This window comes from Streptomyces sp. NPDC088910, from assembly GCF_044749865.1.
Classification (GTDB): Bacteria; Actinomycetota; Actinomycetes; order Streptomycetales; family Streptomycetaceae; genus Actinacidiphila.
The window spans coordinates 215,480-242,003 of record NZ_JBIVIV010000014.1 but is presented as its reverse complement, the minus strand read 5'-3'; the positions used below and the strand labels follow the sequence as shown (position 1 = coordinate 242,003).

26 protein-coding genes are annotated in these 26,524 nt (G+C 72.5%); 12 read left to right on the top strand and 14 right to left on the bottom strand.

Translation table 11 applies throughout. The annotated features are described in order from the left end of the window. Positions 1-163: 163 nt before the first annotated feature. The 7 genes from ACIP4Z_RS29305 to ACIP4Z_RS29275 all read right to left on the bottom strand — a co-directional run bounded on the left by ACIP4Z_RS29305 (position 164) and on the right by ACIP4Z_RS29275 (position 8,558). Positions 164-1,912: a dipeptide ABC transporter ATP-binding protein gene (locus tag ACIP4Z_RS29305; protein WP_401313118.1), complete on the bottom strand. Its 1,749-nt coding sequence runs from the start codon at positions 1,910-1,912 to the stop codon at positions 164-166. Beyond that, positions 1,909-2,898: an ABC transporter permease gene (locus tag ACIP4Z_RS29300; RefSeq protein WP_355348635.1), complete on the bottom strand. Its 990-nt coding sequence runs from the start codon at positions 2,896-2,898 to the stop codon at positions 1,909-1,911. Before ACIP4Z_RS29300 ends, ACIP4Z_RS29305 begins: the two co-directional genes overlap by 4 nt. Further along, positions 2,895-3,962, bottom strand: a complete 1,068-nt coding sequence (locus tag ACIP4Z_RS29295; protein WP_401313115.1) for an ABC transporter permease — start codon at positions 3,960-3,962, stop codon at positions 2,895-2,897. Before ACIP4Z_RS29295 ends, ACIP4Z_RS29300 begins: the two co-directional genes overlap by 4 nt. Before the next feature lie 3 nt (positions 3,963-3,965). After that, positions 3,966-5,684, bottom strand: coding sequence for an ABC transporter substrate-binding protein (locus ACIP4Z_RS29290; RefSeq protein ID WP_401313112.1), 1,719 nt, complete (start codon positions 5,682-5,684; stop codon positions 3,966-3,968). Between the two features lie 170 nt (positions 5,685-5,854). Further along, on the bottom strand, positions 5,855-5,953 hold the full coding sequence (locus ACIP4Z_RS29285; RefSeq protein WP_355348626.1) for an Ms4533A family Cys-rich leader peptide: 99 nt from the start codon (positions 5,951-5,953) through the stop codon (positions 5,855-5,857). Positions 5,954-6,074: 121 nt separating this feature from the next. Then, complete coding sequence (locus ACIP4Z_RS29280) at positions 6,075-7,517, bottom strand: DUF3152 domain-containing protein (protein ID WP_401313109.1); 1,443 nt, start codon at positions 7,515-7,517, stop codon at positions 6,075-6,077. A 21-nt stretch (positions 7,518-7,538) separates the two neighbouring features. Continuing rightward, entirely contained in the window at positions 7,539-8,558 is a 1,020-nt protein-coding gene (locus ACIP4Z_RS29275; protein WP_355348620.1) for an alpha/beta hydrolase, read from the bottom strand. Between the two features lie 183 nt (positions 8,559-8,741). Between ACIP4Z_RS29275 and ACIP4Z_RS29270 the strand changes: the two genes are divergently transcribed. The 4 genes from ACIP4Z_RS29270 (at position 8,742) to ACIP4Z_RS29255 (ending at position 10,606) form a co-directional block, all read left to right on the top strand. Then, positions 8,742-9,008, top strand: a complete 267-nt coding sequence (locus tag ACIP4Z_RS29270; RefSeq protein ID WP_355348617.1) for a hypothetical protein — start codon at positions 8,742-8,744, stop codon at positions 9,006-9,008. A 154-nt stretch (positions 9,009-9,162) separates the two neighbouring features. Beyond that, complete coding sequence (locus ACIP4Z_RS29265; RefSeq protein ID WP_355348614.1) at positions 9,163-9,804, top strand: TetR/AcrR family transcriptional regulator; 642 nt, start codon at positions 9,163-9,165, stop codon at positions 9,802-9,804. Between the two features lie 155 nt (positions 9,805-9,959). Further along, positions 9,960-10,190: a DUF3107 domain-containing protein gene (locus tag ACIP4Z_RS29260; RefSeq protein ID WP_188281577.1), complete on the top strand. Its 231-nt coding sequence runs from the start codon at positions 9,960-9,962 to the stop codon at positions 10,188-10,190. Positions 10,191-10,327: 137 nt separating this feature from the next. After that, on the top strand, positions 10,328-10,606 hold the full coding sequence (locus ACIP4Z_RS29255; protein ID WP_355348609.1) for a hypothetical protein: 279 nt from the start codon (positions 10,328-10,330) through the stop codon (positions 10,604-10,606). A 92-nt stretch (positions 10,607-10,698) separates the two neighbouring features. On the opposite strand, the gene ACIP4Z_RS29250 is transcribed toward ACIP4Z_RS29255, so the two are convergent. Further along, complete coding sequence (locus ACIP4Z_RS29250; RefSeq protein WP_355348606.1) at positions 10,699-11,427, bottom strand: ferritin-like fold-containing protein; 729 nt, start codon at positions 11,425-11,427, stop codon at positions 10,699-10,701. A 529-nt stretch (positions 11,428-11,956) separates the two neighbouring features. On the opposite strand from ACIP4Z_RS29250, the gene ACIP4Z_RS29245 reads away from it, so the two are divergent. The 3 genes from ACIP4Z_RS29245 (at position 11,957) to ACIP4Z_RS29235 (ending at position 15,402) form a co-directional block, all read left to right on the top strand. Next, complete coding sequence (locus tag ACIP4Z_RS29245; protein WP_401313148.1) at positions 11,957-14,122, top strand: DEAD/DEAH box helicase; 2,166 nt, start codon at positions 11,957-11,959, stop codon at positions 14,120-14,122. A 134-nt stretch (positions 14,123-14,256) separates the two neighbouring features. Next, complete coding sequence (locus ACIP4Z_RS29240; RefSeq protein WP_401313102.1) at positions 14,257-15,168, top strand: alpha/beta fold hydrolase; 912 nt, start codon at positions 14,257-14,259, stop codon at positions 15,166-15,168. A 93-nt stretch (positions 15,169-15,261) separates the two neighbouring features. Beyond that, the gene (locus ACIP4Z_RS29235) at positions 15,262-15,402 is read left to right on the top strand and encodes a hypothetical protein (RefSeq protein WP_355348600.1); all 141 of its coding nucleotides are present in this window, start codon (positions 15,262-15,264) and stop codon (positions 15,400-15,402) included. Positions 15,403-15,524: 122 nt separating this feature from the next. Here ACIP4Z_RS29235 and ACIP4Z_RS29230 read toward each other — a convergent pair whose 3' ends face one another. The 4 genes from ACIP4Z_RS29230 to ACIP4Z_RS29215 form a co-directional block, all read right to left on the bottom strand. Continuing rightward, a complete protein-coding gene (locus ACIP4Z_RS29230) occupies positions 15,525-16,133 on the bottom strand; it encodes a MarC family protein (RefSeq protein WP_188284666.1) in 609 nt (202 codons plus the stop codon). A gap of 209 nt (positions 16,134-16,342) precedes the next feature. Then, positions 16,343-17,200 (bottom strand): PHP domain-containing protein, encoded by an 858-nt coding sequence (locus ACIP4Z_RS29225; protein WP_355348596.1) that lies wholly within the window; start codon positions 17,198-17,200, stop codon positions 16,343-16,345. Positions 17,201-17,527: 327 nt separating this feature from the next. Beyond that, positions 17,528-18,166: a DUF6758 family protein gene (locus tag ACIP4Z_RS29220; RefSeq protein ID WP_355348593.1), complete on the bottom strand. Its 639-nt coding sequence runs from the start codon at positions 18,164-18,166 to the stop codon at positions 17,528-17,530. Positions 18,167-18,279: 113 nt separating this feature from the next. Continuing rightward, entirely contained in the window at positions 18,280-18,873 is a 594-nt protein-coding gene (locus ACIP4Z_RS29215; protein WP_355348590.1) for a suppressor of fused domain protein, read from the bottom strand. 376 nt (positions 18,874-19,249) lie between these two features. On the opposite strand from ACIP4Z_RS29215, the gene ACIP4Z_RS29210 reads away from it, so the two are divergent. Beyond that, entirely contained in the window at positions 19,250-20,386 is a 1,137-nt protein-coding gene (locus ACIP4Z_RS29210; RefSeq protein ID WP_355348587.1) for a magnesium and cobalt transport protein CorA, read from the top strand. 60 nt (positions 20,387-20,446) lie between these two features. On the opposite strand, the gene ACIP4Z_RS29205 is transcribed toward ACIP4Z_RS29210, so the two are convergent. Next, positions 20,447-21,409, bottom strand: coding sequence for a DMT family transporter (locus ACIP4Z_RS29205; RefSeq protein ID WP_401313097.1), 963 nt, complete (start codon positions 21,407-21,409; stop codon positions 20,447-20,449). Between the two features lie 201 nt (positions 21,410-21,610). On the opposite strand from ACIP4Z_RS29205, the gene ACIP4Z_RS29200 reads away from it, so the two are divergent. Then, positions 21,611-22,126 carry a hypothetical protein gene (locus ACIP4Z_RS29200; protein WP_401313094.1) on the top strand — a complete coding sequence of 172 codons (516 nt, stop codon included), beginning with the start codon at positions 21,611-21,613 and terminating at the stop codon, positions 22,124-22,126. 14 nt (positions 22,127-22,140) lie between these two features. On the opposite strand, the gene ACIP4Z_RS29195 is transcribed toward ACIP4Z_RS29200, so the two are convergent. Further along, positions 22,141-22,866 carry a hypothetical protein gene (locus ACIP4Z_RS29195; RefSeq protein WP_355348581.1) on the bottom strand — a complete coding sequence of 242 codons (726 nt, stop codon included), beginning with the start codon at positions 22,864-22,866 and terminating at the stop codon, positions 22,141-22,143. A gap of 186 nt (positions 22,867-23,052) precedes the next feature. On the opposite strand from ACIP4Z_RS29195, the gene ACIP4Z_RS29190 reads away from it, so the two are divergent. Genes ACIP4Z_RS29190 through ACIP4Z_RS29180 form a run of 3 tightly spaced genes read left to right on the top strand, consistent with a single transcriptional unit; the run spans position 23,053 to position 26,370 of the window. Further along, positions 23,053-24,486, top strand: a complete 1,434-nt coding sequence (locus tag ACIP4Z_RS29190; protein ID WP_391052866.1) for a magnesium transporter MgtE N-terminal domain-containing protein — start codon at positions 23,053-23,055, stop codon at positions 24,484-24,486. Next, positions 24,473-25,180: a DUF1003 domain-containing protein gene (locus tag ACIP4Z_RS29185; RefSeq protein ID WP_401313091.1), complete on the top strand. Its 708-nt coding sequence runs from the start codon at positions 24,473-24,475 to the stop codon at positions 25,178-25,180. The genes ACIP4Z_RS29190 and ACIP4Z_RS29185 overlap by 14 nt, the downstream gene beginning before the upstream one ends. A 32-nt stretch (positions 25,181-25,212) precedes the next feature. Continuing rightward, entirely contained in the window at positions 25,213-26,370 is a 1,158-nt protein-coding gene (locus ACIP4Z_RS29180) for an Mrp/NBP35 family ATP-binding protein (RefSeq protein WP_355348575.1), read from the top strand. Positions 26,371-26,524: the final 154 nt, after the last annotated feature.

Sequence of the window (26,524 nt, the reverse complement as noted above, 5' to 3'; positions counted from 1 at the left end):
CGCCCACAACGTATTGCCGGCGGGGGGCCCCCCCGGGCACCTGCGACCCCCGGGCGCTATGAGTTTTTTCGGTTACGGGGGTGGCGCGGCGGAGGTTTGCCCGCCGCGCCACCAAAAGGGGTGAACGGGCGTAACTTCTCACACTGCCACGCGTTGATGTGACCTAAGGTGCGGTCACCATCACGCTCCGCAGTTCCCTGCGGTCCGCCCTGCGGGCCGCGGATTCGGCCGGGTCCAGCACCGGGACGGCCGCCAACAGGCCCTTGGTGTACGGGTCCTGAGGCGCGTCGTAGACCTCGTCGACCGTGCCGGACTCCACGATCCGGCCGCCGCGCATCACCGCGACGCGGTCGCTCACCTGCCGTACCACGGCGAGGTCGTGGGCGATGAAGACCAGCGACAGGCCGAGGTCGCGGCGGAGTTCCGCGAGCAGCGCGACGACCTGCGCCTGCGTGGTGACGTCCAGCGCGGAGACCGGCTCGTCGCACACGATGAGCTTCGGCTCGGGCGCCAGGGCCCGTGCGATACCGACGCGTTGGCGCTGCCCGCCGCTGAACTCGTGCGGGTACCTGTGGTACCACTCCGGGTCGAGGCCGACCCGCTCCAGCAGTTCCTTCACCCGGCCGACGACGGCCTTGTCGCTCAGCTCGCCCGCCGCCCGCAGCGGGTCCGCGATGGACTCGCCGATGCTGCGGCGCGGGTTGAGCGAGGAGACCGGGTCCTGGAAGACCATTTGCAGGTCGCGCCGCAGCGGGCGCAGCGCCTTGTCCCCCAGCCCGCCGATCTCCCGGCCCCGGTAGCGGATCTCGCCCGCGCTCGGGTCGAGCAGCCGCACGAGCATCCGCCCGAGCGTCGTCTTGCCGCTGCCGCTCTCGCCCACGATGCCGAGCGTCTCCCCGGCCCTGACCTGGAGCGACACGTCGTCCACGGCCGTGAGCCGCTGCCGCCCCTTGCCGAACTCCCGCCGCAGCGCGACCGCTTCCAGCAGAAGCTCGGAGCCGGGCTCTTCGGCCGTGCCCGTACGCGCGCCGCGTCCGCGTGGTGTCGCCGCGCCCACGGGCGCGGGAGCCGCGCCCGGCTCCCCGCCGTCCGCCGGCCGCGGGTCGATCCGGGGCACCGCCGACAGCAGCGCCCGCGTGTAGTCGTGCGCCGGGGCGGCCAGCACCTCGGCGACCGGACCGCGTTCGACGGCGGCGCCGTCCCGCATGACGAGGATGTCGTCGACGCTCCCGGCGACGACGCCCAGGTCGTGGGTGACGAGCAGCAGCCCCATGCCGGTCTCGGCCCGCAGTTCGTGCAGCAGGTCGAGGATCTGGGCCTGGACGGTGACGTCGAGGGCCGTCGTGGGCTCGTCGGCGATGAGCAGGCGCGGCTCGCACGCCAACGCCATGGCGATCAGGGCGCGTTGGCGCATGCCGCCGCTGAACTCGTGCGGCCGGGAGCGGGACCGGCGGGCGGCATCGGGGATGCCGACGCGGTCCAGGACCTCGACGGCGCGGGCCCGCGCCGCGGCGCGCGAGCCGCGGTGGTGCACCCGGTAGACCTCGGCGATCTGGTCGCCGATGGCGTAGTAGGGGTCGAGCGAGGACAGCGGGTCCTGGAAGACCATGGCGGCGACCCCGCCGCGCAGCTCGCGCAACTCGGCGTCGTCCGCGCCGAGTACGTCGGTCCCGGCGACCCGTACGGTCCCGGAGACCCGCGCGCCCGTACCGCGGTGCAGGCCGAGCAGGGCGTACGCGGTCGCGCTCTTGCCGGAGCCCGACTCGCCGACGAGCCCGAGCGCGCCGCCCGCGCCGAGCGTGAAGTCCAGCCCGTCGACGGCCCGTACGGCCCCGCCCTCGGTGGGGAATTCGATCCGCAGTCCCGCGACCTCCACCAACGGGGCTTCCAGGTCGGTGAGTTGCCCGGTCATGCCAGTACCACCCGTCGGTCGGCCACCGCGTACAGCACGTCGGCGACAGCGTTGGCCACGACGACGGCCAGGCCCATGACCAGCACGATCCCGACCACCACCGGCACGTCCTTGATCTGTACGGACTGCACGAGCTGCTGCCCGAGTCCGGGGATGTTGAACAGCGTCTCGGTGAGCAGCGCGCCGCCGAACATCGTGCCGAGGTCCAGCGCGGACAGCGCGATCACCGGGGTCAGCGCGCCCCGCAGCGCGTGCCGTACGACGATGGCCCGCTCGCTGACGCCGTACGCGCGGAAGGTGCGGATGTGGTCCTCCGCCAGCGTCTCCAGCATCGAACTGCGGGTCAGCCGGGCGTACTTGGCGGCCTCCACCAGGGCGAGCGCGAGCCAGGCCAGCAGCAGATTCCACGCCCACTGCTGCGGGTCCTCGGTGAGCGGGACGTACGAGGGGTACGGCAGCCACTGGAGCCAGGAGCAGAAGAGCAGGAGCAGCAGGATGCCCGTGATGAACACCGGGGTCGCCGTGCCGACCAACGTGAAGCCGGTCAGGGCGCGTTCGGTGACGGTGCCGCGCCGCAGCGCGGACAGCAGGCCGGTGCCGACGCCGATGACCAGCCACAGCACCATCGCGCCGAAGGCGAGCGACGCGGTGGCGGGCAGCTTCTCGCCGACCATCGACGTGACGAGTTCGCCGGTGCGGTACGACTGGCCGAGGCAGGGCGCCGGGCAGTGCAGCACATCGGTGCCGGTGCTGTAGTCGTGACCGGCGACGATGCCGCTGAGGAAGTGCCAGAACTGCACGTACACCGGGTCGTCGAGGCCCATCTGGCCGCGGATCTGCACGATCTGCGCGGTCGAGCACTTGGGGCCGCAGGCCAGCCGGGCCGCGTCGCCGGGCGCGAGGTAGAAGCACGCGTAGAGCACGGCGGCCAGGACGAGGAGGACGACGAGGGCCTGGAAGAGCCGCCGCCCGAGGAAGCGGATCACGCGCCGTCCACCGCCTCGGCGTCCGAGGCGCGGCCAGCCGTATCCGTCGCGGCCGTGTCCGAAGAAGCGTCCGCCTTCGCCGACTTCCGTCCCGTCCCCACCCGCAGCCTGCTGGCGACCCGCGGGTCCAGGGCCGTCCGCACACCGTCCGCGAAGACGGTGAAGGCGAGCACGGTCACGAAGAGCAGCAGGGCGGGCAGCAGGACGTACGCGGAGTCGGCCTGGTACCAGGTCGAGGCGCTGGAGAGCATCTGCCCCCAGGAGGGGGTGGGCGGGGTGACGCCGATGCCGAGGAAGGACAGGCCCGCCTCGGAGACGATGTTGGAGGGCAGCAGGATCGCCGCGTAGGTGACGACGGGCGCGACCAGCGCGGGCAGCAGTTCGCGGCGCGCGGTCCGCCACCGGCTGGAGCCCGCGAGCCGTGAAGCGGCCACGTAGTCGAGGGACTTGAGGGTGAGCACCTGCGCGCGGACGATCTTCGCGATGCCGCCCCAGGCGAGCAGCCCGAGGACCAGCATCAGCAGCACGGGCCGCGGGAAGCCGTCGGGGACGACCGCGAGCAGCGCGATGGCGAAGATCAGCGCGGGCATGGTGACGAAGACGTCGGTGATCCGGCTGAGCACGCTGTCGAGGAACCGGTTGCCCAGGCCCGCGCCCAGGCCGAGGGCCACGCCGAGCGCGACCTGGAGGACGGTGGCGCCGAGGGCCACGACGAGCGAGATCCGCGAGCCGTAGACGAGCCGGGCGAACAGGTCGCGTCCGGTGCCGGGTTCGAGGCCGAGCCAGTGGCTGCCGGAGACCCCGCCGAAGGTGCCGACCGGTACGCCGCCGGCCGCGGAGTCGACCAGGTCGGCGTGGTAGGTGGTGGTGTCCTGCCCTTCGAGCGCGGCGAGCAGCGGTGCCGCCACCGCGACCAGGACGAACAGGACGATGACGGCGCCGCCGACGAGCGCCGCGCGCTGTCCGCGCAGCCGCCGCCAGATCTGCCGGGCCCCGGAGGGGGGCGCCGCGGTGGCGGTGCCCTCCCCCGCGGCCGAGACGGCCGAGAGTGCTTCGACGGTCACGGACTACTTCACCGCGGCCTGCGAGATGTCCAGCACACCGGTCCAGTCGCTGATCACGACGTTCTTGATGTTCTTGCCGAACAGCCGCTTGTAGACGGGGTGGAAGAGCGGCACGGTGAGCGCCTGCTCGCCGATCCTCTTGTCCAGCGCGCCCCAGCGGACGGCGGCGGCCTTGAGGTCGGTGATCTTGTTGATCTGGTCGATCTCGTTGTTCACGGCCGGGTCGTCGAGCTGCGCGTTGTTGAAGTTGGCGCCGTCCTTGACGATCTGGCGGCCGTCGAAGATCGGGCCGAGGAAGGGGCCGCCGGACGGCCAGTCCGCGCCCCAGCCGGTGAGGAAGAAGCCGGGCTCGGTCTTCAGGGTGTGGATCTTGTCGGAGAAGGCCGCGTGCTCCTGGCCGTCGAGCTTGACGGTGATCCCGGCCGCCTTGAGCGCCTCCTGGACGGCGGTGGCGACCTCGGGGCCCTGCTCGTCGCCCTTGGTGACGTCATGGGTGAGCGAGACGGTCAGGCCGTTGGGGTAACCGGCCTCCTTCAGCAGCTCCTTGGCCTTGGCCGGGTCACCGGTCTTGCCCGCGGGGAACGGGTCGTAGGCGGTGTAGCCGAAGGACGCCTGCGCGGGCAGGAAGGTGGTGGCCGGGTCGTTGAGCGACGAGCCGCCCTGCGCGTTGATCACCGTGGTGCGGTTGATCGCGTACGCGATGGCCTGCCGGACCTTGATGTTGTCGAACGGCTTCACCTTCGGGTTGAAGGCGATGTAGTCGGTGTAGCCGAAGTGCCCGGTGCCGACCCGCTGGGCGAGGTTCTTGTCGCCGGTCACCTTGGCCAGCTCGGCCGGGCCGAGATTGGTGTCGGTGGTGACCGCGTCCGCGTCCTTGCCGACGCCCGCCGACAGACGCTGGTTGATCACGGCCTGGTCGAGGCCGGACTGCACGTCGATGGTGTCGGGGTACGCCTTGCGCTGGTCGTCGGTGGCGGCCGACCAGTTGGGGTTGCGCTTCAGCACCAGGTGCTCGCCGTTGTTCTCGTTGCTGACCACCTTGTACGGGCCGGAGGAGACCGGGTGCGCCGCGTATTTGGTGCCGGTGTCCTTGGCCTTGGGCACCGGCGCGAAGGAGGTCTGCGTGGCGAGCAGCGGGAATTCGCCCTCGGGCTTGTTCAGGTGGAAGACGATGGTCTTCGCGTCGGGCGTCTCGATCGAGGACAGGCCCTTGGGGTCCTTGTACGGGCCCTGGTAGTCGGCCGCGCCGACCAGCCAGTCCCGCAGGTAGGGCGCGCCGCCGGACAGCTCGGCGGCGAAGGACCGCTCGATGTCGTACTTGATGTCGGCGGTGGTGATGGGCGAGCCGTCCTCGTACTTCAGGCCGTCCTTGAGGTGGTACGTCCACACCGTGGCGTTCTCGCTGGGCTCGCCGGTGGTGGTGGCCAGGTCGGGGACGACCTTGGCGCCCGCGGCCCCGTCGGCGCGGTTGCGGGTGGTGAGCGTCCGGTAGACCAGCGACGGCACGTTGCCGCCGCCGGAGGTGTAGAGCCGGGCGGGGTCGAAGTTCTCCTGCGCCTGGTTGTTCAGGACGTACAGCGTGCCGCCCTTGCCCGGCTTGCCGTCGCCGCCCGCCTTGGCATCGTCACCGTTCTTGGGGCCGCAGGCGACGGCCCCTCCGGCAAGGGCCAGACCGACGGCGATCACGCCTATGCGGCGGGATGTGGAGGACAGTTGACGCATCAGAGGAACCTTTCGCGGCAGCGAGGAAGGGCGCGCACAGCGGTGCGCGCGAAAAAGCGGAAACGGGTCGTGACGTGCGGGACCGAAGGGTCCGGCCGGAGCAGCCCGTGGCGGAGGAGACGCCGTCCTGGGACGGCGGCCGGGCCTCTACGCGGTGGGGCTGGATGCGGTCAGCGACAGTGAACGTCGGCGACGCAGTGCGCGGCCACGCCGATGAGCGCCAGCTCGATGCCGGCGCGTGCATACGGATGTGCGTGGTGGTGCTGCATGGACAGAAGCGTGCAGCGACGCGACACCAATTGTCAAAGCCAGATCAATACGATCTCAAACGATCACTTATGGATCGCACCGCTGAGCGGGTCCGCGCCTACGGGATGCGGACGGCTCCGCCTACGGGTACGGCCACGCGTTCGGCTTGCAGGTGGGGCCGCCGTCGAGCGACAGGAATTTGGTCTGCTGCATCATCACCGGGGCCGGGGCGCCCTCCTTGGGACAGCCGACGTGGCTGTGCCCGAGACGGTGCCCGACCTCGTGGTTGATCAGCATCTGCCGGTACTCGTGCACCCGCGCGGCGCCGAATGTACTGGCGCCCTGCGCCCATCGGTAGGCGTTGATCATCGTGCGCGGAGTTGACGCGGAGTCACATGACACGTTCTCAACTGTCGTGTCCAGACCGGACTTCGCGCACCACTTCGCGGTGGTGCCGGGACTGGCGAGCGTAATGACGATGTCCGCGGGGCCGGTTGAGACCCGCTCGAAGGACATCTGTCCGCCGTGACCCCAACTCCGGCTGTCGTTCAGGGTCTTGAAGACGGTGTCGCTGAAGAGCTGCGCGTTCAGCGGCAGCCCGCGCTCGACGTCCACCCGGAAGCGCATGACCTTGCCCCTGCCCGGCGCGGCCTGGTGGCCGCCGACCGTGCTGAAGGCGCCGGACAGCCTCAGGTCCGGGTCCAGCGGGTACAGCTTGGCCATCAGCTCGTCGTACGTGGCGGCGGCGGGCGTCGCCGCCGGGGCCCCCGCGGGCGCGCTCGCGGCGCCGGGCGCGCGGTCCTGCGAGCGCGACGCCTCGTCGGCCGCCGAGCGCGTCGCGGTGTCCTTGCCGCTGTCCTCGCTGTGCCGTTTCTCACTTCCGCCGACCTGTCCCGCGACCACCACGGCGAGCACCGTGACGACGGCCGCGGCGGCGATCCCGCTGAGCGTGCGCCCCTTGCCGCCGGACTTGGTGTCCACGGCCGTGCCCGCGTCCGCCTCCGGCTCCGGGTCCGGCTCGGGCGCGGCGGCCGGGCCGCCGGGCGGCGGGTCCGCGGGCCCTTCCGGCTCCTGCGGTCCGAAGGCGTCGAGGAATTCCTGCCGCGGGCGCGGGATCAGCCGGCCCGGCGCCTGCATCTGGCCGGGCCCGGGCGCCTGCGCGTGCCGGGCGTACGGGCCCTGCCCCTGGCCGAGCGCGGGTCCCGCGGGCGGGGAGCTCAGCGCGGACGCGGTGTCGTACGCCTCCCAGTCCTCCGCCCACTCGTCGACGAGGTCGAAGGGCAGCTCGCGGGTGCGCGGCGGCCCGGAGTAGCGGCCGGTGTCCGCCGCCCAGTCGTCGGCCGGGCCCCACGCGGTGTGCTCGCGGTGCTCGGGGTGGGCGGGCGCCGGACCGCCGTGGTCCTGCGGCCGGTACTGCGGGAAGCTGCCCGTGTCGTGGCCGGACAGCGGTCCTGGACCGCGGCGGCGGCGCCCGCTGCCGGGGACGCCGGGCCGCAGGGGTCCTGGGACACCCGGCATTCCGGGCGCGCCCGGAATGCCGTTGTCACGGCCGTCCTGGCCGTCCCGCGCGCTGTGCTTACCCACGTCGCCCACCCACGTCCTCGATCAGCTCCCGGTCGCCTCGGCGCCGGCGGGCCCCGCGTCCGTACGGCCCCGGCCGTCGTCCTCGGCTTCCGCGACCTCGTCCTGGAGATCGCGGAAGCCCCGGGCCACCAGCTCGGGGTGCTCCATCATCGCCACATGGCCGCCGTCGGGGATGACCAGCAGCCGGGAATCGCGGAAAGCCCTGGCCGCCCGGCGGGCGACCTTGACCGAGACGAGCTTGTCCCGGCCTCCGTACACGAGCAGCGTAGGGGCGAGGACGCGCTCCGCCTGCCGCCACAGCGAATGCTGGCCACCGAGCGTGTACGCGTCCACGATCCCACGGGTGGAACGCACCATGACGTCCCAGAAATACGGCAGTTCGATCCGCCGCTGGTATTCGGCGACCGCGTCGGCGCGGGCCTGCTCGCCGACCACCCCCGGGTCGCCGTAACAGAGCGCCAGCAGCTCCTGGGTCCTGCGCTCGGCCGGCCAGTTCCTCGTCGCGCGCAGATACAGCGCGGGGACGCCGGGCACCGAGAGCAGCCCGGTGGGCCAGGCGGTGCGCTGCGGCGGCAGCTCGGGGAGCGCGGGCGAGACCAGGGTGAGGGTGCGGACCAGGTCCGGCCGGGCGGCGGCGACCTTGACGGCCACCGCGCCGCCCAGCGAATTCCCGAAGAGGTGGACCGGGCCGCGCCGCTCGGCCTCCAGCAGCCGGACCACCGCCCGCGCGTGCCCCGGAATCGAGTAGTCGCCGTCGTCGGGCGGCGGGGAATGGCCGAATCCCGGCAGGTCCAGCGCCTGTCCCGCGACCCGGTCGGCCAGCGCGGCCATCAGCGCCGACCAGTTCTGCGAGGAGCCGCCGAGGCCGTGCACGAAGAGCGCGGGCGCCGTCCCCGGCCCGTCCGTACCGCGCGATCTGACCACCAGGGTGAGGCCGGGCAGGCTCGCCGTGTGCACCGATTCCCCCGGGGCGAGCCGCGGCCCGGGCGGGAGTACGACCGCCGGTTCTGCGGCCGTCTGGGGAACGTCGGTCGAGGGCATGGATGAATGTTACGAGACGATCACGCGTACGACCGCGTGTTCGCGGTCACAAGAACCTCCGCAAGGGCCGGAAGCCGCCACGCGCTCCGAGGGGCGCGCGCCGCACACCGCGGCCGGGAAGCCGCCATGCACGCGCCTGCCCGGCCGCCTAGGCTCAAGGGTGAGGCAAGAGAAGGAGGGGCCATGTCCGAGAACACCGGGAACGGTAGCGGGGACATCGAACGCTTCGAGCGTGAGGCCGACGAATTCGACGCCGCCCAGATCGCCCGCGACACCGATCTGGATCTGGAAGCGCCGGAGGCCGACACCGCGGAACAGCACGCGGAACTGCTCCAGCAGCACGACGAACCGATCATCGCGCGCCCCTCCCACCAGGTGGAAGAGGCGGATCCGGCCGACGCGGCGGAGCAGCGCAGGGTCGTCGCGCCGGACGAGGACGACTACCGCTGACGGTCGCCGCTCACCGACGGATTCCGCAGGCGCTCTCGCGCGGAGGTTCCAGGTAGTGAGAATGTGCGACCGCACGGCGCACAGGGTCGTTACTGAAAAGTACGATGGCCATCGCAGTGTTCTATCGTTCCTCACTTCAGATTTGGGAGGCGGCGTGACAGCCATCGAGCAAGCTCAGGCGAGGCCGCGCGGCACACGCCTGCCCCGCCGGGCCCGACGTGAACAATTGCTGGGCGCGGCCCAGGAAGTCTTCGTGGCGCAGGGTTACCACTCGGCCGCGATGGACGACATCGCCGAGCGGGCCGGCGTGAGCAAGCCCGTGCTCTACCAGCACTTCCCCGGCAAGCTGGAGCTCTACCTCGCGCTGCTCGACCAGCACTGCGAGTCCCTGCTGCACTCGGTGCGGACCGCGCTGGCGTCCACCACGGACAACAAGAAGCGCGTCGAGGCCACCATGGACGCGTACTTCGCGTACGTCGAGGACGAGGGCGGCGCCTTCCGGCTGGTCTTCGAGTCCGACCTGACCAACGAGCCCGCGGTCCGCGAGCGCGTCGACAAGGTCTCGCTCCAGTGCGCCGAGGCGATCAGCGAGGTCATCGCGGAGGACACCGGGCTCTCCCGCGACCAGTCGATGCTGCTGGCCGTCGGCCTCGGCGGTGTCTCCCAGGTCGTCGCCCGCTACTGGCTGGCGAGCAAGAGCACCGTGCCGCGCGACACCGCGGTGGACCTGCTGACCTCCCTGGCCTGGCGCGGTATCGCCGGATTCCCGCTGCACGGCGCGGAGGGCCACCACTGAGGCGGTGCCCCGCCGCCCGTCCGCGTCGCCCCGGGCCTGTTCGCTCACGGCGTTGCCGAGGTACGGATTTCCACCGGCCGCTCCGGGCTAGTCTTTGCTGCGTACGGCGCGAAACCAACCGCGCACACCGCCAGACCATCGGAGGTATCCAAGCCGTGGAGGTCAAGATCGGCGTGCAGCACGCGCCGCGCGAGATCAACATCGAGAGCGCGCAGTCCGTCGCGGAGGTCGAGCAGGCCGTCGCCGACGCGCTGTCCGGCGCCTCGAAGCTGCTGAGTCTGACGGATGAGCACGGCCGCAAGGTCCTGATCCCCGCCGACCGGCTCGCGTACGTGGAGATCGGCGAGCCGTCCGCCCGCAAGGTCGGTTTCGGCGCTTCGCTCTGAACGTCCGGCCCTGAAAGGGGCCGAAAGGGCGGCAACCGGTGCAACCGGTTGCCGCCCTTCGTTTTGTCCCGGCCTCCACAGGGGTAGGACCAGAGCGCACCGGTCCGTACCAGCCGTACCACCGGAAAGGGATCACGATGCTCTGGGAAGCCGTCGCCTACGTCGCCCTCGGGCTCGGCGCCGCCTACGCCGCCGCCCGCCTCTTCCCGCTCCGGCTCCCGTTGAGTCCGCTGCTGCTGGCCACAGGACCGATCGCCGCGCTGCTCGGCGGCCTCGTCACCCGCACGATCGTCGGCCCCGGCCACCCGGAGGCGACGCTGCCCGCCGCGCTGGCGGTGGGGGCGGCCATGCTGAGCGTGCTGGCCCGCCCGCCGAAGCGTGGCCGCCACGCCAAAGTGACCGCGTCGAGCGTCTGACGCGGCCACCGGCGTCCTCAGAAGTCGCGACGGGACCGGCCGTGGCGGGGCGGAGAGTTTCGCGGTGAGGCGTTACGCGGCGTTACGCGGTGTTACGCGGCCAGGCCCAGCGCGGCCATCCGCTTGGTGTGCGCCTCGGTGATCCGCGAGAACATCCGTCCGACCTCCGCGAGGTCGAAGCCGTCGGCGACCCCGCCGACGAGCATGGTGGACAGCGCGTCGCGGTCGGCGACCACCCGCTGCGCCTGCGACAGGGCCTCGCCCATCAGCCGCCGCGCCCACAGCGCGAGCCGCCCGCCGACGCGCGGCTCGGCGGCGATGGCGGCGCGCACCTTCTCCACGGCGAAGGTCGCGTGCCCGGTGTCGTCCAGGACCGCGAGCACCAGCGTGCGCGTATCGGTGTCGAGCCGGGCGGCGACCTCGCGGTAGAAGTCGGAGGCGATGGAGTCGCCGACGTACGCCTTGACGAGCCCTTCGAGCCAGTCCGAGGGCGCGGTCTGCCGGTGGAATTCGTCGAGCGCGGCGCCGAAGGGCTGCATCGCCTTGTTCGCCGACTCGCCGATCTCGGTGAGCCGGTCGCGCAGCCGCTCGAAGTGGTGGAATTCGGCGGCGGCCATCGCGGCCAGCTCCGCCTTGTCCTCCAGGGTCGGCGCGAGTTTCGCGTCGTCCGCGAGCCGTTCGAAAGCGGCCAGCTCGCCGTACGCCAGGGCCCCGAGCAGATCGACGACGGCGGCCCGGTACTGCGGGTCCGCGGACGCGGCGGTCCAGTCCTGGGCGGCGATTCCGGTGGCGGGCGTGGTGTTCTCGTCAGGCGTCTCCATGCTGGGCACAATAGCCAAGTCGGAGCGGCCCGTACGCACCCGTGCGGTGATCTTCGCGGGGCCGGTGACAGGCCGATGACGTGCCGGTGCCGTCCCGAACGAAACATTTGATCGGGTGCAGCTACGTGTTTCCGGGGTAGAGTGGTATTGCACCCGCCGAAAATCGGCTTGCTTCCGATCCTCGGCGGGCGACGTATGCAACACCTGGATGCCCGGTCGGTGGCCCGATCGGCTCCGACACCGACCGCCCTCCTGACATCGGGAGGGGCCCACTCGCGACACGAGCGAGGGCAGCGGTCCCGCGCTGCACAGCCGCCCACGGCTGTACGACACCTCTGCGCGGTCAGTGACCGGCGTCGTCTTTTCCGCGACACGGCCGCTCGACCCCCCTCGCCGCACAGTGCCGCGTCTCACAGAAGAGGCAAGCATCCTGTCCACCACCACGACTTTCCGCAGTCTCGGCATCCTGGCCGAGACCGCCGAGGCCCTTGAGGCCGTCGGCATCATCACCCCCTTCCCGATCCAGGAGATGACGCTCCCGGTCGCCCTCGCGGGCAACGACGTCATCGGCCAGGCCAAGACCGGCACGGGCAAGACCCTCGGTTTCGGTCTGCCGCTGCTGGAGCGCGTCACCGTGACCGCCGACGTCGAGGCCGGGCGCGCCACCGCCGACCGGCTCACCGACGCCCCGCAGGCCCTGGTCGTCGTCCCCACCCGCGAGCTGTGCCAGCAGGTCACCAACGACCTGCTGACGGCCGGCAAGGTCCGGAACGTACGCGTGCTCGCGATCTACGGCGGCCGGGCGTACGAGCCGCAGGTCGACGCGCTCAAGAAGGGCGTCGACGTGATCGTCGGCACCCCGGGCCGCCTGCTGGACCTCGCGGGCCAGAAGAAGCTCGATCTCAAGCACATCCGTTCGCTCGTCCTGGACGAGGCCGACGAGATGCTCGACCTGGGCTTCCTGCCCGACGTCGAGAAGATCATGGGCATGCTGCCGGTCAAGCGGCAGACGATGCTGTTCTCCGCGACCATGCCCGGCGCCGTGATCAACCTCGCCCGCCGCTACATGTCGCAGCCCACCCACATCCGCGCCACCGCGCCGGACGACGAGGGCGCGACCGTCGCGAACACCACGCAGCACGTCTTCCGCGCCCACTCGCTGGACAAGGTCGAGCTGGTCTCGCGCATCCTCCAGGCCGAGGGCCGCGGTCTCGCGATGATCTTCTGCCGTACGAAGCGGACCGCCGCCGACGTCGCCGAGCAGTTGGAGAAGCGCGGTTTCGCCTCCGGCGCGGTCCACGGCGACCTCGGCCAGGGCGCGCGCGAGCAGGCGCTGCGGGCGTTCCGCAACGGCAAGGTCGACGTGCTGGTCTGCACCGACGTGGCCGCGCGCGGTATCGACGTCGAGGGCGTCACGCACGTCATCAACTACCAGACGCCCGAGGACGAGAAGACCTACCTCCACCGCATCGGCCGCACCGGCCGCGCGGGCGCCTCGGGTATCGCGATCACGCTGGTCGACTGGGACGACATCCCGCGCTGGCAGCTCATCAACAAGGCGCTGGTGCTGTCCTTCAACGACCCGGAGGAGACGTACTCGACGTCTCCGCACCTCTACGAGCTGCTGGGCATCCCGGTCGGCACGAAGGGGATACTGCCTCGGGCGGACCGGACGCGTGCCGGTCTCGACGCCGAGGTCGTCGAGGACCTGGGCGAGACCGGTGGCCGCGGCGCCCGCGGCAACGGCCGTCGGCCGGCCGGCGGCAAGCCCGCCGCCGCGCCCGTCGAGGACCGCCCGGCCCGTACGCGCACCCCGCGCCAGCGCCGCCGCACCCGCGGTGGCGAGGCCGCGTCCGGTGCGGCCCCCACGTCGGCCGTCGGCGCCGAGGCCGTGGAGTCCGCCGTCGCGGTCTCCCAGCCCGGTACGGACGAGGTGGCCGCGCCCCGCACCCCGCGCCGCCGTCGCCGTACGCGCGGCGCCGCTCCCGAGGCGGTCGCCGTGGAGACGGTGACGGCTGTCGAGCCGGTCCCCGACGCTCCGGTCGCCGAGGAAGCCCCCAAGGCACCGCGCCGCCGCCTGCGCAAGGCCGCCGCTGAGCCGGTCGGTGCGCAGACTCCGGCCGCCGCCGCGGTGACCCCGGTGGTCGAGGAGGAAGCGCCCAAGGCCGCCCGCCGCCCGGCCCGCCGCTCGATCCTCAACGGCGAACCCGAGGAGACCGCCGCCCCGGTCACCCCGGTCGCCGAGGAGGCGCCCAAGACGCCGCGCCGCCGCACCCGCAAGGCGGTCGCCGAGGCGCCCGCCGCGGTGACCCCGGTGGTCGAGGAGGAGGCGCCCAAGGCGGCCCGCCGCCCGGCCCGCCGCTCGATCCTCAACGGCGAGCCCGAGGAGACCGCCGCCCCGGTCACCCCGGTCGCGGACGAGGCGCCCAAGACACCGCGCCGCCGCACCCGCAAGGCCGCGACGGCCGTCACCGCCGAGGTGCCGGCACCCGCGGTCGCGCCGGAGGCGGAGAGCACCGCGGACGCGCCGAAGCCGGTGCGCAAGCGGGCGCCCCGCAAGACCGCCGCCGCCGCTGCCGCGGCGGTCGAGGTCGCCGACGTACCGGCTCCCGCCACCGCGGGGGACGAGGCGCCGAAGACCCCGCGCCGCCGCACCCGCAAGGCGGTCGCCGCGACGGCCGCGGACGAGGGCTGACCTCGGCCGCCTCCGCCGCCGCACCCGTACGGACGAACGCCCCCGGCCCCTCGGCCGGGGGCGTTCGCGTGCCGGGGACACCGGGATCGGGCGGAGGCAACCTGTCGGACATATGCACCGCGTAATCTCGGTTCATGAGCCGACCCACTGCCCTGGATCTGCCGGAGAACGTGTCCGCCCATCGGCTGGAGACGGCCCGCGGATCCTTCGCCGTACTCGACGCCTCCCCCGCCCCCGACGCCCCGCCGCGCGGCACCGCGCTGCTCGTGCCCGGCTTCACCGGCAGCAAGGAGGACTTCCTCCCGCTGCTCACCCCGCTGTCGGCGGCCGGTTTCCGGGTGGTGGCGGTGGACGGCCGCGGCCAGTACGAGTCGGGCGGCCCGCGCGAGGAGAGCGCCTACGCGCAGGGCGAGTTGGCGGCCGACGTGGTCGCGCAGACGGCGGCGCTCGCGGCGGTCGGCGGGGGCGGCCCCGTGCATCTGCTGGGCCATTCGCTGGGCGGTCTCGTCGTACGGGCGGCGGTGATCGACCAAGGTCCCGGCGCGTGGGCGTCGTTGACGCTGATGAGCACGGGTCCGGGTGCGATCTCCGAGGAACAACAGACCCGCACCCAGTTGTTGATCGATGTGCTGCCGGTGATGGATCTGGAGGCCGTCTGGCAGGCGATGCGGTCGATGGACGCGGAGAACGGCGAGCAGCCGGACACCCCGCCCGCCGTCGAGGCGTTTCTGCACCGCCGCTGGGTGACCACGCTGCCAGAGCAACTCGCTGTCACCGCACGGCAGTTGATGGACGAGCCGGATCGGGTGGACGAGCTGGCCGCGGCCGGTCCGCTGCCGAAGCTGGTGATCTCGGGCGAGGTCGACCATGTGTGGCCGCCGTCGTGGATGGACGCGATGGCGACTCGGCTGGGCGCCGAGCGCGCGGTGATCAAGGGCGCGGAGCACTCGCCGAACACCGAGCGTCCCGCCGAGACGGCGGCGGCGCTGATCGCCTTCTGGACCGGCGGCGCGGGGGCCGACGGCACAAGCCTTACCGGTGAGTAATTAGATCGAGAAAGTGTTTCTTTAGTCTAGGGAATGTTTTCGAGGGGGTGTTGGTTGACTACACATGTAACGAGCGACGAAGGGAGAAGCCCCATGCGCTTCGAGATCATGCGACTCGACGACCGAAACGGCAACGCCGTGGACAGCACCGTCGTGGACGCCTCCGCCGTCAACAAGATCGTGCAGCAGGCCGCTGCCATAGGCCAGCGCATCTACATCCGCCCCGCGGACTGACGACGCCACAGGGCCTGGCCCACCGCATCGGCGCCCCGTACATGAAGACGTACGGGGCGCTTTCGCGTGTCCGGGGGCCCGGCGGGGGCCACGGGAGGGGCGGCGGGGGGCCGCGGGAGGGCTCAGCCCTCGCCGTGGATGAAGCCGAAGATGCCGTTGGCGACCTGCTGGACGGCGATGGCCGACAGCAGCATGCCCGACAGCCGGGTCACCAGCACCACACCGCCCTCCTTGATCAGCCGGATGATCGCCAGCGAGTACCGCATCGTCAGCCACAGCACGGCGTGCATCGCGATGATCGCCACCCACACCGACATCTGCTGACCGAACCCGTCCGCGTGCTGCACCGCCAGGATCACGGTCACGATCGCGCCGGGGCCCGCCAGCAGCGGCATCCCCAGCGGCACCAGCGCGACGTTCACGTCCTTCGTCTGCGTCGGCTCGTCCGCCTTCCCGGTCAGCAGATCCAGCGCGATCAGCAGAAGCAGCAGCCCGCCCGCCACGCGCAGCGCGGGCACCGACACATGCAGATAGTCGAGGATCTGCTGCCCGCAGATCCCGAACACCGTGATCACCCCGAGCGCCACCAGCGCCGCCTGCCACGCCATCCGGCGCTGCACCTTCGTGGCGCGCCCCGAGGTCAGCGCGAGAAAAATGGGCGTGATACCGGGCGGATCCATGATCACGAAGAGCGTGACGAATACCGACCCGAAGAGGGTGACGTCGAACATGGGGCGACTTTCTGGTGAGGGGGGCGGGTCGGGCTGCGCCCGGCAGACGGCGTGTGGGGGACGGGCCCACCGGGCCGCGGCCACGGGGAGGCCGTCAGCCGACGTCACCTCCGCACGGGTGGCTGGGGGCGGGAAAACGCACCGCGCCGCGGGCGCGGGAGGGGGCCCCGGGGGCTCCCCGAAGTGAGGAGCGGGGTCACGTAGGGGCGCTAGACGGCGCTGATGGGCACCGCGCCCGTCGCCCGCCGGGCGATCTCGCGGTAGACCTCGGGGTCGGTGACGCAGTCGCCGAGACGGCAGGTCTTACGACTGCCGTGATAGTCGCTCGACCCGGTGGCCAGCAGCCCCGTCTCGGCCGCGAAGGCCCGCAGCCGGGCCCGGGTCGGGGCGTCGTGGTCCACGTGGTCGACCTCGATGCCGTCGAGCCCGGCCGACGCCAGTTCCGCTATCACCGACTCCGGTACGGTCTCGCCGCGCTTGTGCGCGCCGGGGTGCGCGAAGACGGTGACGCCGCCCGCGCCCTTGACCAGCCGTACCGCGTCGAAGGGGTCCAGCTCGTGCTTGGGTACGTAGGCCCGCCCGGCGTTCGTCAGCCAGTCGTCCGTGAAGGCGTCGGAGACGGTGGGGACCACGCCCAGCTCCACCATCGCGGTCGCGATGTGGGGGCGGCCGACGGAGCCGTCCCCGGCGATGGCGGCCACCCGCTCCCAGGTCACGGGCACGCCCAGCTCCTGGAGCTTCGCCACCATGGCCCGCGCCCTGGGCACCCGGTCGTCCCGTACCAGCTCCCGCTCCCGGTACAGCTCCGGCTCCTCCGGGTCGAACAGGTACGCCAGCATGTGCATGCTGATCCCGTCGATCCGACAGGACAGCTCCGCGCCGGTGACCAGCGTCAACGGCACCGTCAGCGCGCGCAGCGCCGCCGTCGCCTCCGCGTATCCGCCCACCGTGTCGTGGTCCGTCAGCGCCACGACGTCCAGACCGGCCCCCGCCGCGTTCCGCACCAGCTCGGCGGGCGCGTCGGTGCCGTCACTCGCGGTGGAGTGAGCGTGCAAATCAATCCGCACCGGGGCGCTCCGCTGGGCAGTAGTGTCTTCTCGGCCAGCCGCCAGCATAAGCCTTCCCCCCACCCCACCCGCCGCTGCTCCTCCACCCCCGCAACCCCCCGCCCCTGACGTGGCGCACGTCTTTCGCACAGGCTGCGGGAGGACCTGGTTTTTAGGGGCGCGGGGAACTGCGCGCTCAGCCGAAGCGCTCCCGCACGTCACCACCCGCCCCAGCGGGGCAGGCCGGTTGTCGCCGGACCACCCGCCGGTGGGGGGTCGCCGCGCCCCGGGGGGGGGGACCGACTTGCGCAAGGCGGGGGTACGGGGGGGGTGGCCCCCCGGGAGGGGCTAGGCGAGGAGGCGGGGGGAGAGGGCACCGCAGGGGAGCATGTCGACCTCGGCCCCGGCGTCGCGGAGGTCGGTGAGGACGAGCTCGTCGTACATGAGGAGCCCGGTCTGCTCGGGCCAGACGATGGCCCAGAGCCAGAGCCCGCGGGCCTCGCCCGCGAAGACGACACGGTCGTCGGGAGCGCCGTTGACGTGCCAGAGCGGCGTCGGCCGCCCGGCGGCGAGCACCTTGGCGTGCGGAGGCTTGTCGACGCACATGCCGGGCCCCGGATCGGGCCCGGGAATCCCGGCGTGGCGGGCGCCGAGCCCGACGCCCAACTCCTCGGCGATGAGCATGAGTTCACCGGGTCCACCGAGCGGACCGGGTCCCGAGCAGGCCACGGCGGTGGCCCGCCCGCCGCTGCGGTCGTCACCCGCGGCGGCGACACCGGAGAAGAGCCAGCCGACCGGCAGGGGCCACGGCATCCAGACGGGCACCTGGGCGCGGTGCACCACGACGCCGAGCGCCTCGACGCTCGGGGGCACGACGGGTTGCAGCGGATACACGGTCCCGTGCTCGTCGCACTGCCAGGAGTCGGCGAAGAGGCCGGGCGCTCGCACCCTGCCACCGCACTTCGGGCAACTGGGTTCGCCCCTCATAACGACCAACGGTCCTCCGGGTCCGTGCCCCCGTCAAGGACGATCACCCAGGTGGTTCAGCGACACCACGCGCCTGGCGGAGCGCGGGACGCGACCGCGACCGGCGGCCCGGATCAGCCGAGGGCCACGGCCCCGCGCAGCGGATCGCGCAGGTCCGTGCCGTGCGAGAGCCAGCGTTCCTGGAGGGCGGCGGCGCCGTGCACCCGCTTCCAGGCGGCCTCGGTGTGGGTCATCGGCAGCAGCGGCAGGAAGCGGACGGGGTCGGGCGCCGGGTCGAGGGCGTCGAGCACCAGGTCCTCGACCAGGCCCCCGCCCTCGGCGACGAGCACGGCGGAGAAGGGCGCGCCCGGCCAGAGCGGCTCGCCGACGTCCAGCGAGTTGCCGGGGGCGACGACGACCCCTTCGACCTGCGGAGAGGCGCCGAGTACGGCGAGCGGCCGCAGCACCTTGTCGGTTTCGGCCACACCGGCGCGTACCGACAGCAGCAGTTCGGCGCGCGGGCCGCGTACGGGATCGGCGACGGTGGCGAGAGGCTCGTTCATGGGCTGCGCCGACATCCCGAGGGTGGCGTATCGCAGCAGGTCACCGTCGCGGTAGCGGAGCACTTCGATGCGGTCGACGCCGAGGAACGTCACGGCGGCGCGCGCGTCCGGCGCGCCGAAGGCGGAGCGCAGTCGCGCCTCGACCAGCGTCAGGAGATCACCCATGCGGCGAGCATAGATCGCGTATGGAACCGGCCAAGCGCGGTCGAGCGGGCACGCGGACGCGCTAAGGTGGGGTGTTCATATACGACATCCCCCAGCGGGGCATGGCCGGAGGAGGTGGGGACTGCAGTGGATCCGAGTCGACCGTGCAGTACCGGCAGCTCTTCCGAACGCCGTCCCGTGATGTGAGCCTGCGCGCTACTTACCCGGCCCTTGTGCCGTGAAACGCGTGACCTCACGATCCTCACGATCTGCCCGCGGAGCGAATCCGCGTCGGAAGAGCGCCCTGAACTGCCTGGTGATCAGCCAGTACTGATCCCGTCCTGATCAGCATTCAGTGCGGCGTGATGCCGTCGGCCAGTCCGTGAAGGAGCTTGCCATGTCGATGATCCGTGATCTGCGCGCTGTCGTACGCCCCGCGCTGCGCAAGAGCACCGCGTCCTACGACTACGGGCCGACTCACGACGTCTCCGCCGCCGGCAGCGCGGTGGTGGACTGCGCGGTCTACCGCGACGGCGTGCGGTGCAGCGACACCGTCGGTCTCAGCGAGGCGCTGGCGAGCGTGCGGGCCGGGCGCAGCGGCGAGCAGTGCGACGGGCGCGACGGCTTCGTGTGGATCGGTCTGCACGAGCCGACCGAGCAGGAATTCGCCGGTATCGCCCAGGAGTTCGGCCTGCACCCGCTGGCGGTCGAGGACGCGGTCCACGCCCACCAGCGGCCGAAGCTGGAGCGGTACGACGACTCGCTGTTCACGGTCTTCAAGACGATCCGCTACGTCGAGCACGCCGAGCTGACCGCCACCAGCGAGGTGGTGGAGAGCGGCGAGGTGATGGTCTTCACCGGCCGGTATTTCGTGATCACCGTGCGGCACGGCAGCCATGGTTCGCTGCGCTCGCTGCGGCACCGCCTCGAGGACGACCCCGAGCTGCTGGCCAAGGGCCCGTCCGCGGTGCTGCACGCCATCGCCGACCAGGTCGTGGACGACTACCTGGCCGTCACCGAGGCCGTGCAGGACGACATCGACGAGGTCGAGATCGACGTCTTCTCGGCCGAGAACGGCAAGCCGTCGCGCGGCGGCGACGCGGGCCGGATCTACCAGCTCAAGCGCGAGGTGCTGGAGTTCAAGCGCGCGGTGGCGCCGCTGCTGCGGCCGATGCAGGTGCTCGGCGAGCGGCCGATGCGGCTGATCGACCCGGAGATCCAGAAGTACTTCCGCGATGTCGCCGACCACGTGGCCCGCGTCCACGAGCAGGTCATGGGCTTCGACGACCTGCTCAACTCGATCCTCCAGGCCAACCTCGCGCAGGCCACCGTCGTGCAGAACGAGGACATGCGCAAGATCACCGCCTGGGCGGCGATCCTGGCCGTCCCGACGATGATCACCGGCGTGTACGGGATGAACTTCGACACGATGCCGGAGCTGCGCTGGAAGTTCGGCTATCCGACCGTGCTGATCGGCATCGTGGCGATCTGTTACGTGATCCACCGCGGCTTCCGGCGCAACGGCTGGCTCTGACCCCGGCTCCGGCTCCGGCTCCGGCTCCGGCTCCGGCTCCGACGCGGGTGCGCGCGGCGCTCAGGCGGTCTTCCTGCGGTCGGCGAGGATCACCAGGGCCAGGCCCACCAGGATCACGCAGAGCGCCGGGTAGGCGGACCAGGCCGGGATCTGGCCCAGCCATAGCGCGGCGATCAGCGCCGCGCCCGGCGTCTCCAGCAGGATCGCGGTGGAGGTGGTGGACGGGCCGAGGCCGCGTACCACCCGGTTGAGCAGCGAGTGCCCGAGCAGTTGCGCGACGACGGTGAGGGCGGCGATCTTCAGCCACGTACGGCCGTCGTAGCCGCCGAGCGCGGAGCCGGAGACCAGGCAGGTGACCAGCAGGACCGCGGCGGTGGTCGCGTAGCAGACGTAGGTGTACGCGGTCGTGCTCGCGGTCCTGCGCACCTCGGAGCCGAGCAGGACGTATCCGGCGGCGGCGATGCCGCCGCCGAGGGCCAGGGCGTCGCCCGCGAGGGCCCGGGTGTCGGTGGACAGGTCGATGCCGGTGAGGATGACGACGCCCACCACGGCGAGCGCGGTGCCCACCCACACCAGCCGGGGCGGCCGGTGGCCGCGTATCCGCAGGATGATCGTGGTCCAGATCGGCGTGGTGGTGCACAGGGCGGTCGAGGTGGCCACCGACGTCATCGACAGGCTCGGCAGCCACAGCCCGAAGTGCAGCGCGAGCACGACACCGGCGAGCACCGAGAGCGTCATCGCCCTGCGGCCCATCCGCCGCAGTTCGGCGCGGCCCCGCCACAGCGCGAACGGGCTGAGGACGCCGACCGCCATCGCGTTCCGCCAGAAGGCGATGGCGAGCGCGGGCGCGGCCGTCGAGGCGATCAGCGGGGCCGACATCGAGACGCTGGCGATTGCCACGGTGAGCAGCGTGAAGTCCAGCGTCCGCGCGGCGGCGGGCTCGGCGCCCGGCCCTCCCGCGGCGGCGGGCCCCGTACCGGTGTCCGGCAGCGGAAGCGCGGCGGCGGCGGGCTCGGCGGTCACGGGACTCCTCGGGCGGACGCGGTGCGGTGACAGGGACGGCCGCGGGTCGGACACCGGAGCGTCCGACACCGGGGGCGGACACGGCGCCGCGCCCGTCGGCAGCCACCAGCGTAAGGCCCATGGCGGGTCCACGTACCTGTCGGTCCGTACCGTGATACCGGCCGGGGTCCGCCGCCTGTGGCCAGCGCCTAAAGTGGCGGCATGACGACCGCTGTGAGCGCAGAGCAGACCGCCCTCGTCGAGGAGGCCACCAAGAAGTCGGGCCTGGTGTGGGTGGACGGCCAGGCGCTGTGGCACGCGTGGGTGGACGGCGCGATGTGCGTGGTCGGCGGCGGGCCCGTCGAGCAGCCGCTGCCGCCGGGGCTCGCCGACGGCGGGCGCGCCACGGTCGTCGTCCGCAGCAAGGACAAGGGCGGGCGGCTGGTGGCCTGGACGGCCCTGGTCGCCCTGCTGCCGCCGGACGGCGAGGCGTGGGAGGCGGCCGTGGCGGAGCTGAAGGGCAAGCGGCTCAACTCCGTCGACGCCGAGACGGTCACCGAGCGCTGGGCCCGCGACTGCCGGGTCTTCCGGCTGGTGCCCGAGGGCGCTCCCGTCGAGCACCCCGGCGCGATGCCGGACGTCTCCGGCGCGGCGGTCCCGGTCGCGACCCCGGCCACGACCCGGCATCCGGTCCCGGCCGGTCTGCCGAGGCTGCTGGCCCGCCGCCGCAAGGCGTAGCGCGCCGGGCCCGGCTACTTCGTCGTCACCGATTTGCCGTAGTCGACCACCGAGGACTTGTTCGGCGCCGCGAGCGTGAAGTCCTCGCCCCAGTCGGAGAGGGTGAGCGTCCCCGCGTTGCCCGCGCGCTGGTAGCGCAGCGGGTAGGGCGTGCCCTTGAGGGAGACGTCCAGCGAGCCGCCCTTGGTGCCGTTGAGGGCGACGGTCCTGGTGTCGCCGACCTTGCGGTGGTCGCCGAGCTTGAGGTCGCCGTCGAGCACGAAGAGGTCGGCGAGCAGCACCTTCTTGTCGGTGAAGCCGCTGAACTGCTTGTACGCGGGGTCGTCGGTGGGCACCTTGACGTATTTGTCGTCGAGCTTCTGGGCGGCGGCCTTGCCGTTCTTGTCGGCGCCCGCGTCGCCGTAGAAGTCGGCGCCCGCCTTGAGGTAGAGATCGGCGCCGACCCGCAGGAGCTGGAAGGTCGTGCCCTTGGTGGTGACCTCGCCGACGCCGCCGTTGTCCCGCAGCCGCATGTCGAGGCGGAAGCTCTGCCCCTTGCTGATCACCGTGCCCGCCAGGCGTACGGTCGGCGCGGTCTCGGCGGCGGTCTTCGCCTTCTGCTCGACGGTCGCGGGCGGCAGCTTGGCGACGCCGTTGGTGCCCGCGTCGGGGTCGCCGCCGAAGCCGAGGCATCCGGTGAGTACGGTCGCCGCGCACAGTGTTCCGAGAGCGGCGGCTGCGGTCCGGCGGCCGGGATACACGTGTTCTCGTCCTCCTGCGGAGACAGCGGGGGGCACCCCGGACGAGTCCGGGGAGGCGTCCAGAAGCTACCGCACGGTACCCCCGGCGAGCACCCCGTGGGGCGGGCAAGATCGGCTGGGAGTAGCCTGGCGACGGATGACGAGTGGACCGGAGCAGCCCTCCGTGGACCGGTAGGAGGCCCCCCGATGGCCGCAGGCAGCCCGCGGGTCTTCGTCTCCCATCTTTCGGGCGTCGCGGTCTTCGATCCGAACGGCGACCAGGTGGGCCGGGTCCGTGACGTCGTGGTGATGCTGCGGGTAGGCGGACGGCCGCCGCGGGTGCTCGGCCTGGTGGTCGAGGTGGTCAGCCGCCGCCGGATCTTCCTGCCCATGACGCGGGTCACCGGGGTCGAGTCCGGTCAGGTGATCACGACCGGGGTGCTGAACATGCGCCGCTTCGAGCAGCGGCCGACCGAGACGCTGGTGCTGGGCGAGCTGCTGGACCGCCGGGTGCGCCTGGTCGCCGAGGACCCGGGGCAGGACGCGGGGCAGGACGCCGGAGGGGACGGCGGGCAGAGTGCGGCGGACGCGAGCGCGGGCGAGTCCGGCGCGGAGGTCACCGTCCTCGACGTCTCCATGACCCAGCTCCCGGCCCGTCGCGACTGGGAGATCGACAAGGTCTTCGTCCGCCGCGGCAGGCCCGGGGCCCTGCGCCGCAAGGGAGCCACCCTCACCGTCGACTGGTCGGCGGTGACCGGCTTCCGGCTGGCCGAGGACGGCCAGGGCGCGGAGAACCTGGTGGCGACCTTCGAACAGCTCCGCCCGGCCGACCTGGCGAACGTCCTGCACCACCTGTCGCCCAAGCGGCGCGGCGAGGTGGCCGCGGCGCTCGACGACGACCGGCTGGCGGACGTCCTGGAGGAGCTGCCCGACGACGACCAGGTGGAGATCCTCAGCAAGCTCAAGGAGGAGCGCGCCGCGGACGTCCTGGAGGCGATGGACCCGGACGACGCCGCCGACCTGCTGGCCGAACTGCCCGCGGACGAGCAGGAACGACTCCTCACGCTGATGCAGCCGCAGGACGCGGCGGGCGTACGGCGGCTGCTGTCGTACGAGGAGCGGACCGCGGGCGGGCTGATGACCACCGAGCCGATCGTGCTGCGCCCTGACGCCACGGTCGCCGACGCGCTCGCCCGGATCCGCAACCCCGACCTGTCCCCCGCGCTGGCCGCGCAGGTCTACGTGTGCCGGCCGCCGGACGAGACGCCGACCGGCAAGTACCTGGGCCTGGTGCACTTCCAGCGGCTGCTGCGCGACCCGCCGTTCACGCTGCTCGCCTCGATCGTGGACACCGACCTCCAGCCGCTGACGCCCGACACCCCGCTGCCCGCGGTGACCAGCTACCTGGCGACGTACAACATGATCTCGGCGCCCGTGGTGAACGCGACCGGGGGGCTGCTGGGCGCGGTCACGGTGGACGACGTGCTGGACCACCTGCTGCCCGAGGACTGGCGCGAGACGGATCTGCACGGCGCGGTCGGGCCGCACGGGCACCACATGACGGACGACGGCACGGACGACGCGGCGGACGACGACGCGCGGGGCGGCATGACGGGGGTGGGCGACGATGGCGGCCGATGACCGCGACCGGGAGCGCTTCCGGCACCCGCCCGGCGCGACCGCCACCTCGCGCCCCCGCGTGCGGCTCGACCAGCCGCGCGCCCCGCGCCGCAGCCTGCTGCCGACGTACGACCCGGAGGCGTTCGGCAAGCTCTCCGAGCGCGTGGCCCGCTTCCTGGGCACCGGACGGTTCATCGTCTGGATGACGGTCCTCATCATCCTGTGGGTGCTGTGGAACATCTTCGCGCCGCCGTCGATCCGCTTCGACAACTACCCGTTCATCTTCCTGACCCTGATGCTGTCCCTCCAGGCGTCGTACGCGGCCCCGCTGATCCTGCTCGCGCAGAACCGGCAGGACGACCGGGACCGGGTCAACCTCGAACAGGACCGCAAGCAGGGCGAGCGGAGCATCGCCGACACCGAGTACCTGACCCGCGAGGTCGCGGCGCTGCGGATGAACCTCGGCGAGGTCGCCACCCGCGACTGGATCCGCTCCGAACTCCAGGACCTGCTCAAGGAGATCGAGGACCGGCAGGCCGGGGGCGGCCACGGCACGAGCCCCGGCGGCAGGCCCAGCGGCGGCAGGACCCACACCAAACGCGGCCCCGAGGCCAGGCGCGGCACGGACGGCGGGCACGGCTCCGGGACGGGCCCCGACTCCGGCCCCGGCTCCGACAACGAGGGCAGTGACGAAGGCGACGGCCGGGGGCGCTGAACGGCGCTCGGCCACCGCCGTACCATCGACGTATGGCTACCGACACCGCAGTCTCCACGCCGACCGAAGACGCCGTGCGCGCCGCGCTCGCGACGGTGAACGACCCGGAGATCCACAAACCGATCACCGACCTCGGCATGGTCAAGTCCGTGGACATCGGCGCCGACGGCTCGGTCGCCGTCACCGTCTATCTCACGGTGTCCGGCTGCCCGATGCGCGACACCATCACCAACGCCGTCACGGCGGCGGTCGAGGGCGTCGCCGGGGTCACCTCGGTACAGGTCACGCTCGACGTGATGAGCGACGAGCAGCGGCGCGGCCTGGCGTCGTCGCTGCGCGGCGGGCAGGCGGAGCGCGAGATCCCGTTCGCCCAGCCGGGCTCGCTGACCCGCGTCTACGCCGTCGCGTCCGGCAAGGGCGGTGTCGGCAAGTCCTCGGTGACGGTCAACCTGGCGGCGGCGATGGCGGCCGACGGGCTGAAGGTCGGCGTGGTGGACGCGGACATCTACGGGCACAGCGTGCCGCGCATGCTCGGCGCGGACGGCCGGCCCACCCAGGTCGAGAACATGATCATGCCGCCGTCGGCGCACGGCGTGAAGGTCATCTCGATCGGCATGTTCACCCCCGGCAACGAGCCGGTGGTGTGGCGCGGGCCGATGCTGCACCGCGCGCTCCAGCAGTTCCTGGCGGACGTGTACTGGGGCGACCTCGACGTGCTGCTGCTCGACCTGCCGCCCGGCACCGGTGACATCGCCATCTCCGTCGCGCAGCTCGTGCCGAACGCGGAGATCCTGGTCGTCACGACCCCGCAGCAGGCGGCGGCCGAGGTCGCCGAGCGCGCCGGGTCGATCGCCGTGCAGACCCACCAGAAGATCGTCGGCGTGGTGGAGAACATGGCGGGCATGCCGTGCCCGCACTGCGACGAGGTCATCGACGTCTTCGGCTCGGGCGGCGGCGAGCGGGTCGCCGAGGGGCTGACCCGGATGACCGGCGCGACCGTGCCCGTCCTCGGGCAGATCCCCATCGACGTGCGGCTCCGCGAGGGCGGCGACGACGGACGTCCGGTGGCGCTCAGCCACCCCGAGTCCCCCGCGGGCGCTGCCCTGCGGTCCATCGCGGGCAAGCTGGGCGGCCGTCAGCGCGGCCTGGCGGGGATGTCCCTGGGGATCACCCCGCGCAACAAGTTCTGAGCGCTCGGCGGCCGGGCGGGCGGGCCGGCCGCCGAGCGTACGGGACGGCGGGGGCGGGGGGGTGGGGGTTGAAGCCCCCCCCCCCCCCCGCGGGGGGGCCCCCAAGTGGCGAGGCGGCCCCCCGGGGGGGCCCACACCCAGGATACGGGGGCGG

Bases quoted from the DNA above. Each gene is read 5' to 3' on its own strand.
- ACIP4Z_RS29305 (WP_401313118.1), bottom strand. From the start codon at position 1,912: ATGACCGGGCAACTCACCGACCTGGAAGCCCCGTTGGTGGAGGTCGCG.
- ACIP4Z_RS29285 (WP_355348626.1), bottom strand. From the start codon at position 5,953: ATGCAGCACCACCACGCACATCCGTATGCACGCGCCGGCATCGAGCTG.
- ACIP4Z_RS29270 (WP_355348617.1), top strand. From the start codon at position 8,742: ATGTCCGAGAACACCGGGAACGGTAGCGGGGACATCGAACGCTTCGAG.
- ACIP4Z_RS29255 (WP_355348609.1), top strand. From the start codon at position 10,328: ATGCTCTGGGAAGCCGTCGCCTACGTCGCCCTCGGGCTCGGCGCCGCC.
- ACIP4Z_RS29250 (WP_355348606.1), bottom strand. From the start codon at position 11,427: ATGGAGACGCCTGACGAGAACACCACGCCCGCCACCGGAATCGCCGCC.
- ACIP4Z_RS29275 (WP_355348620.1), bottom strand. From the start codon at position 8,558: ATGCCCTCGACCGACGTTCCCCAGACGGCCGCAGAACCGGCGGTCGTA.
- ACIP4Z_RS29240 (WP_401313102.1), top strand. From the start codon at position 14,257: ATGAGCCGACCCACTGCCCTGGATCTGCCGGAGAACGTGTCCGCCCAT.
- ACIP4Z_RS29190 (WP_391052866.1), top strand. From the start codon at position 23,053: ATGGCCGCAGGCAGCCCGCGGGTCTTCGTCTCCCATCTTTCGGGCGTC.
- ACIP4Z_RS29220 (WP_355348593.1), bottom strand. From the start codon at position 18,166: ATGAGGGGCGAACCCAGTTGCCCGAAGTGCGGTGGCAGGGTGCGAGCG.
- ACIP4Z_RS29235 (WP_355348600.1), top strand. From the start codon at position 15,262: ATGCGCTTCGAGATCATGCGACTCGACGACCGAAACGGCAACGCCGTG.
- ACIP4Z_RS29210 (WP_355348587.1), top strand. From the start codon at position 19,250: ATGTCGATGATCCGTGATCTGCGCGCTGTCGTACGCCCCGCGCTGCGC.
- ACIP4Z_RS29180 (WP_355348575.1), top strand. From the start codon at position 25,213: ATGGCTACCGACACCGCAGTCTCCACGCCGACCGAAGACGCCGTGCGC.
- ACIP4Z_RS29185 (WP_401313091.1), top strand. From the start codon at position 24,473: ATGGCGGCCGATGACCGCGACCGGGAGCGCTTCCGGCACCCGCCCGGC.
- ACIP4Z_RS29290 (WP_401313112.1), bottom strand. From the start codon at position 5,684: ATGCGTCAACTGTCCTCCACATCCCGCCGCATAGGCGTGATCGCCGTC.
- ACIP4Z_RS29215 (WP_355348590.1), bottom strand. From the start codon at position 18,873: ATGGGTGATCTCCTGACGCTGGTCGAGGCGCGACTGCGCTCCGCCTTC.
- ACIP4Z_RS29245 (WP_401313148.1), top strand. From the start codon at position 11,957: ATGACGCTCCCGGTCGCCCTCGCGGGCAACGACGTCATCGGCCAGGCC.
- ACIP4Z_RS29230 (WP_188284666.1), bottom strand. From the start codon at position 16,133: ATGTTCGACGTCACCCTCTTCGGGTCGGTATTCGTCACGCTCTTCGTG.
- ACIP4Z_RS29200 (WP_401313094.1), top strand. From the start codon at position 21,611: ATGACGACCGCTGTGAGCGCAGAGCAGACCGCCCTCGTCGAGGAGGCC.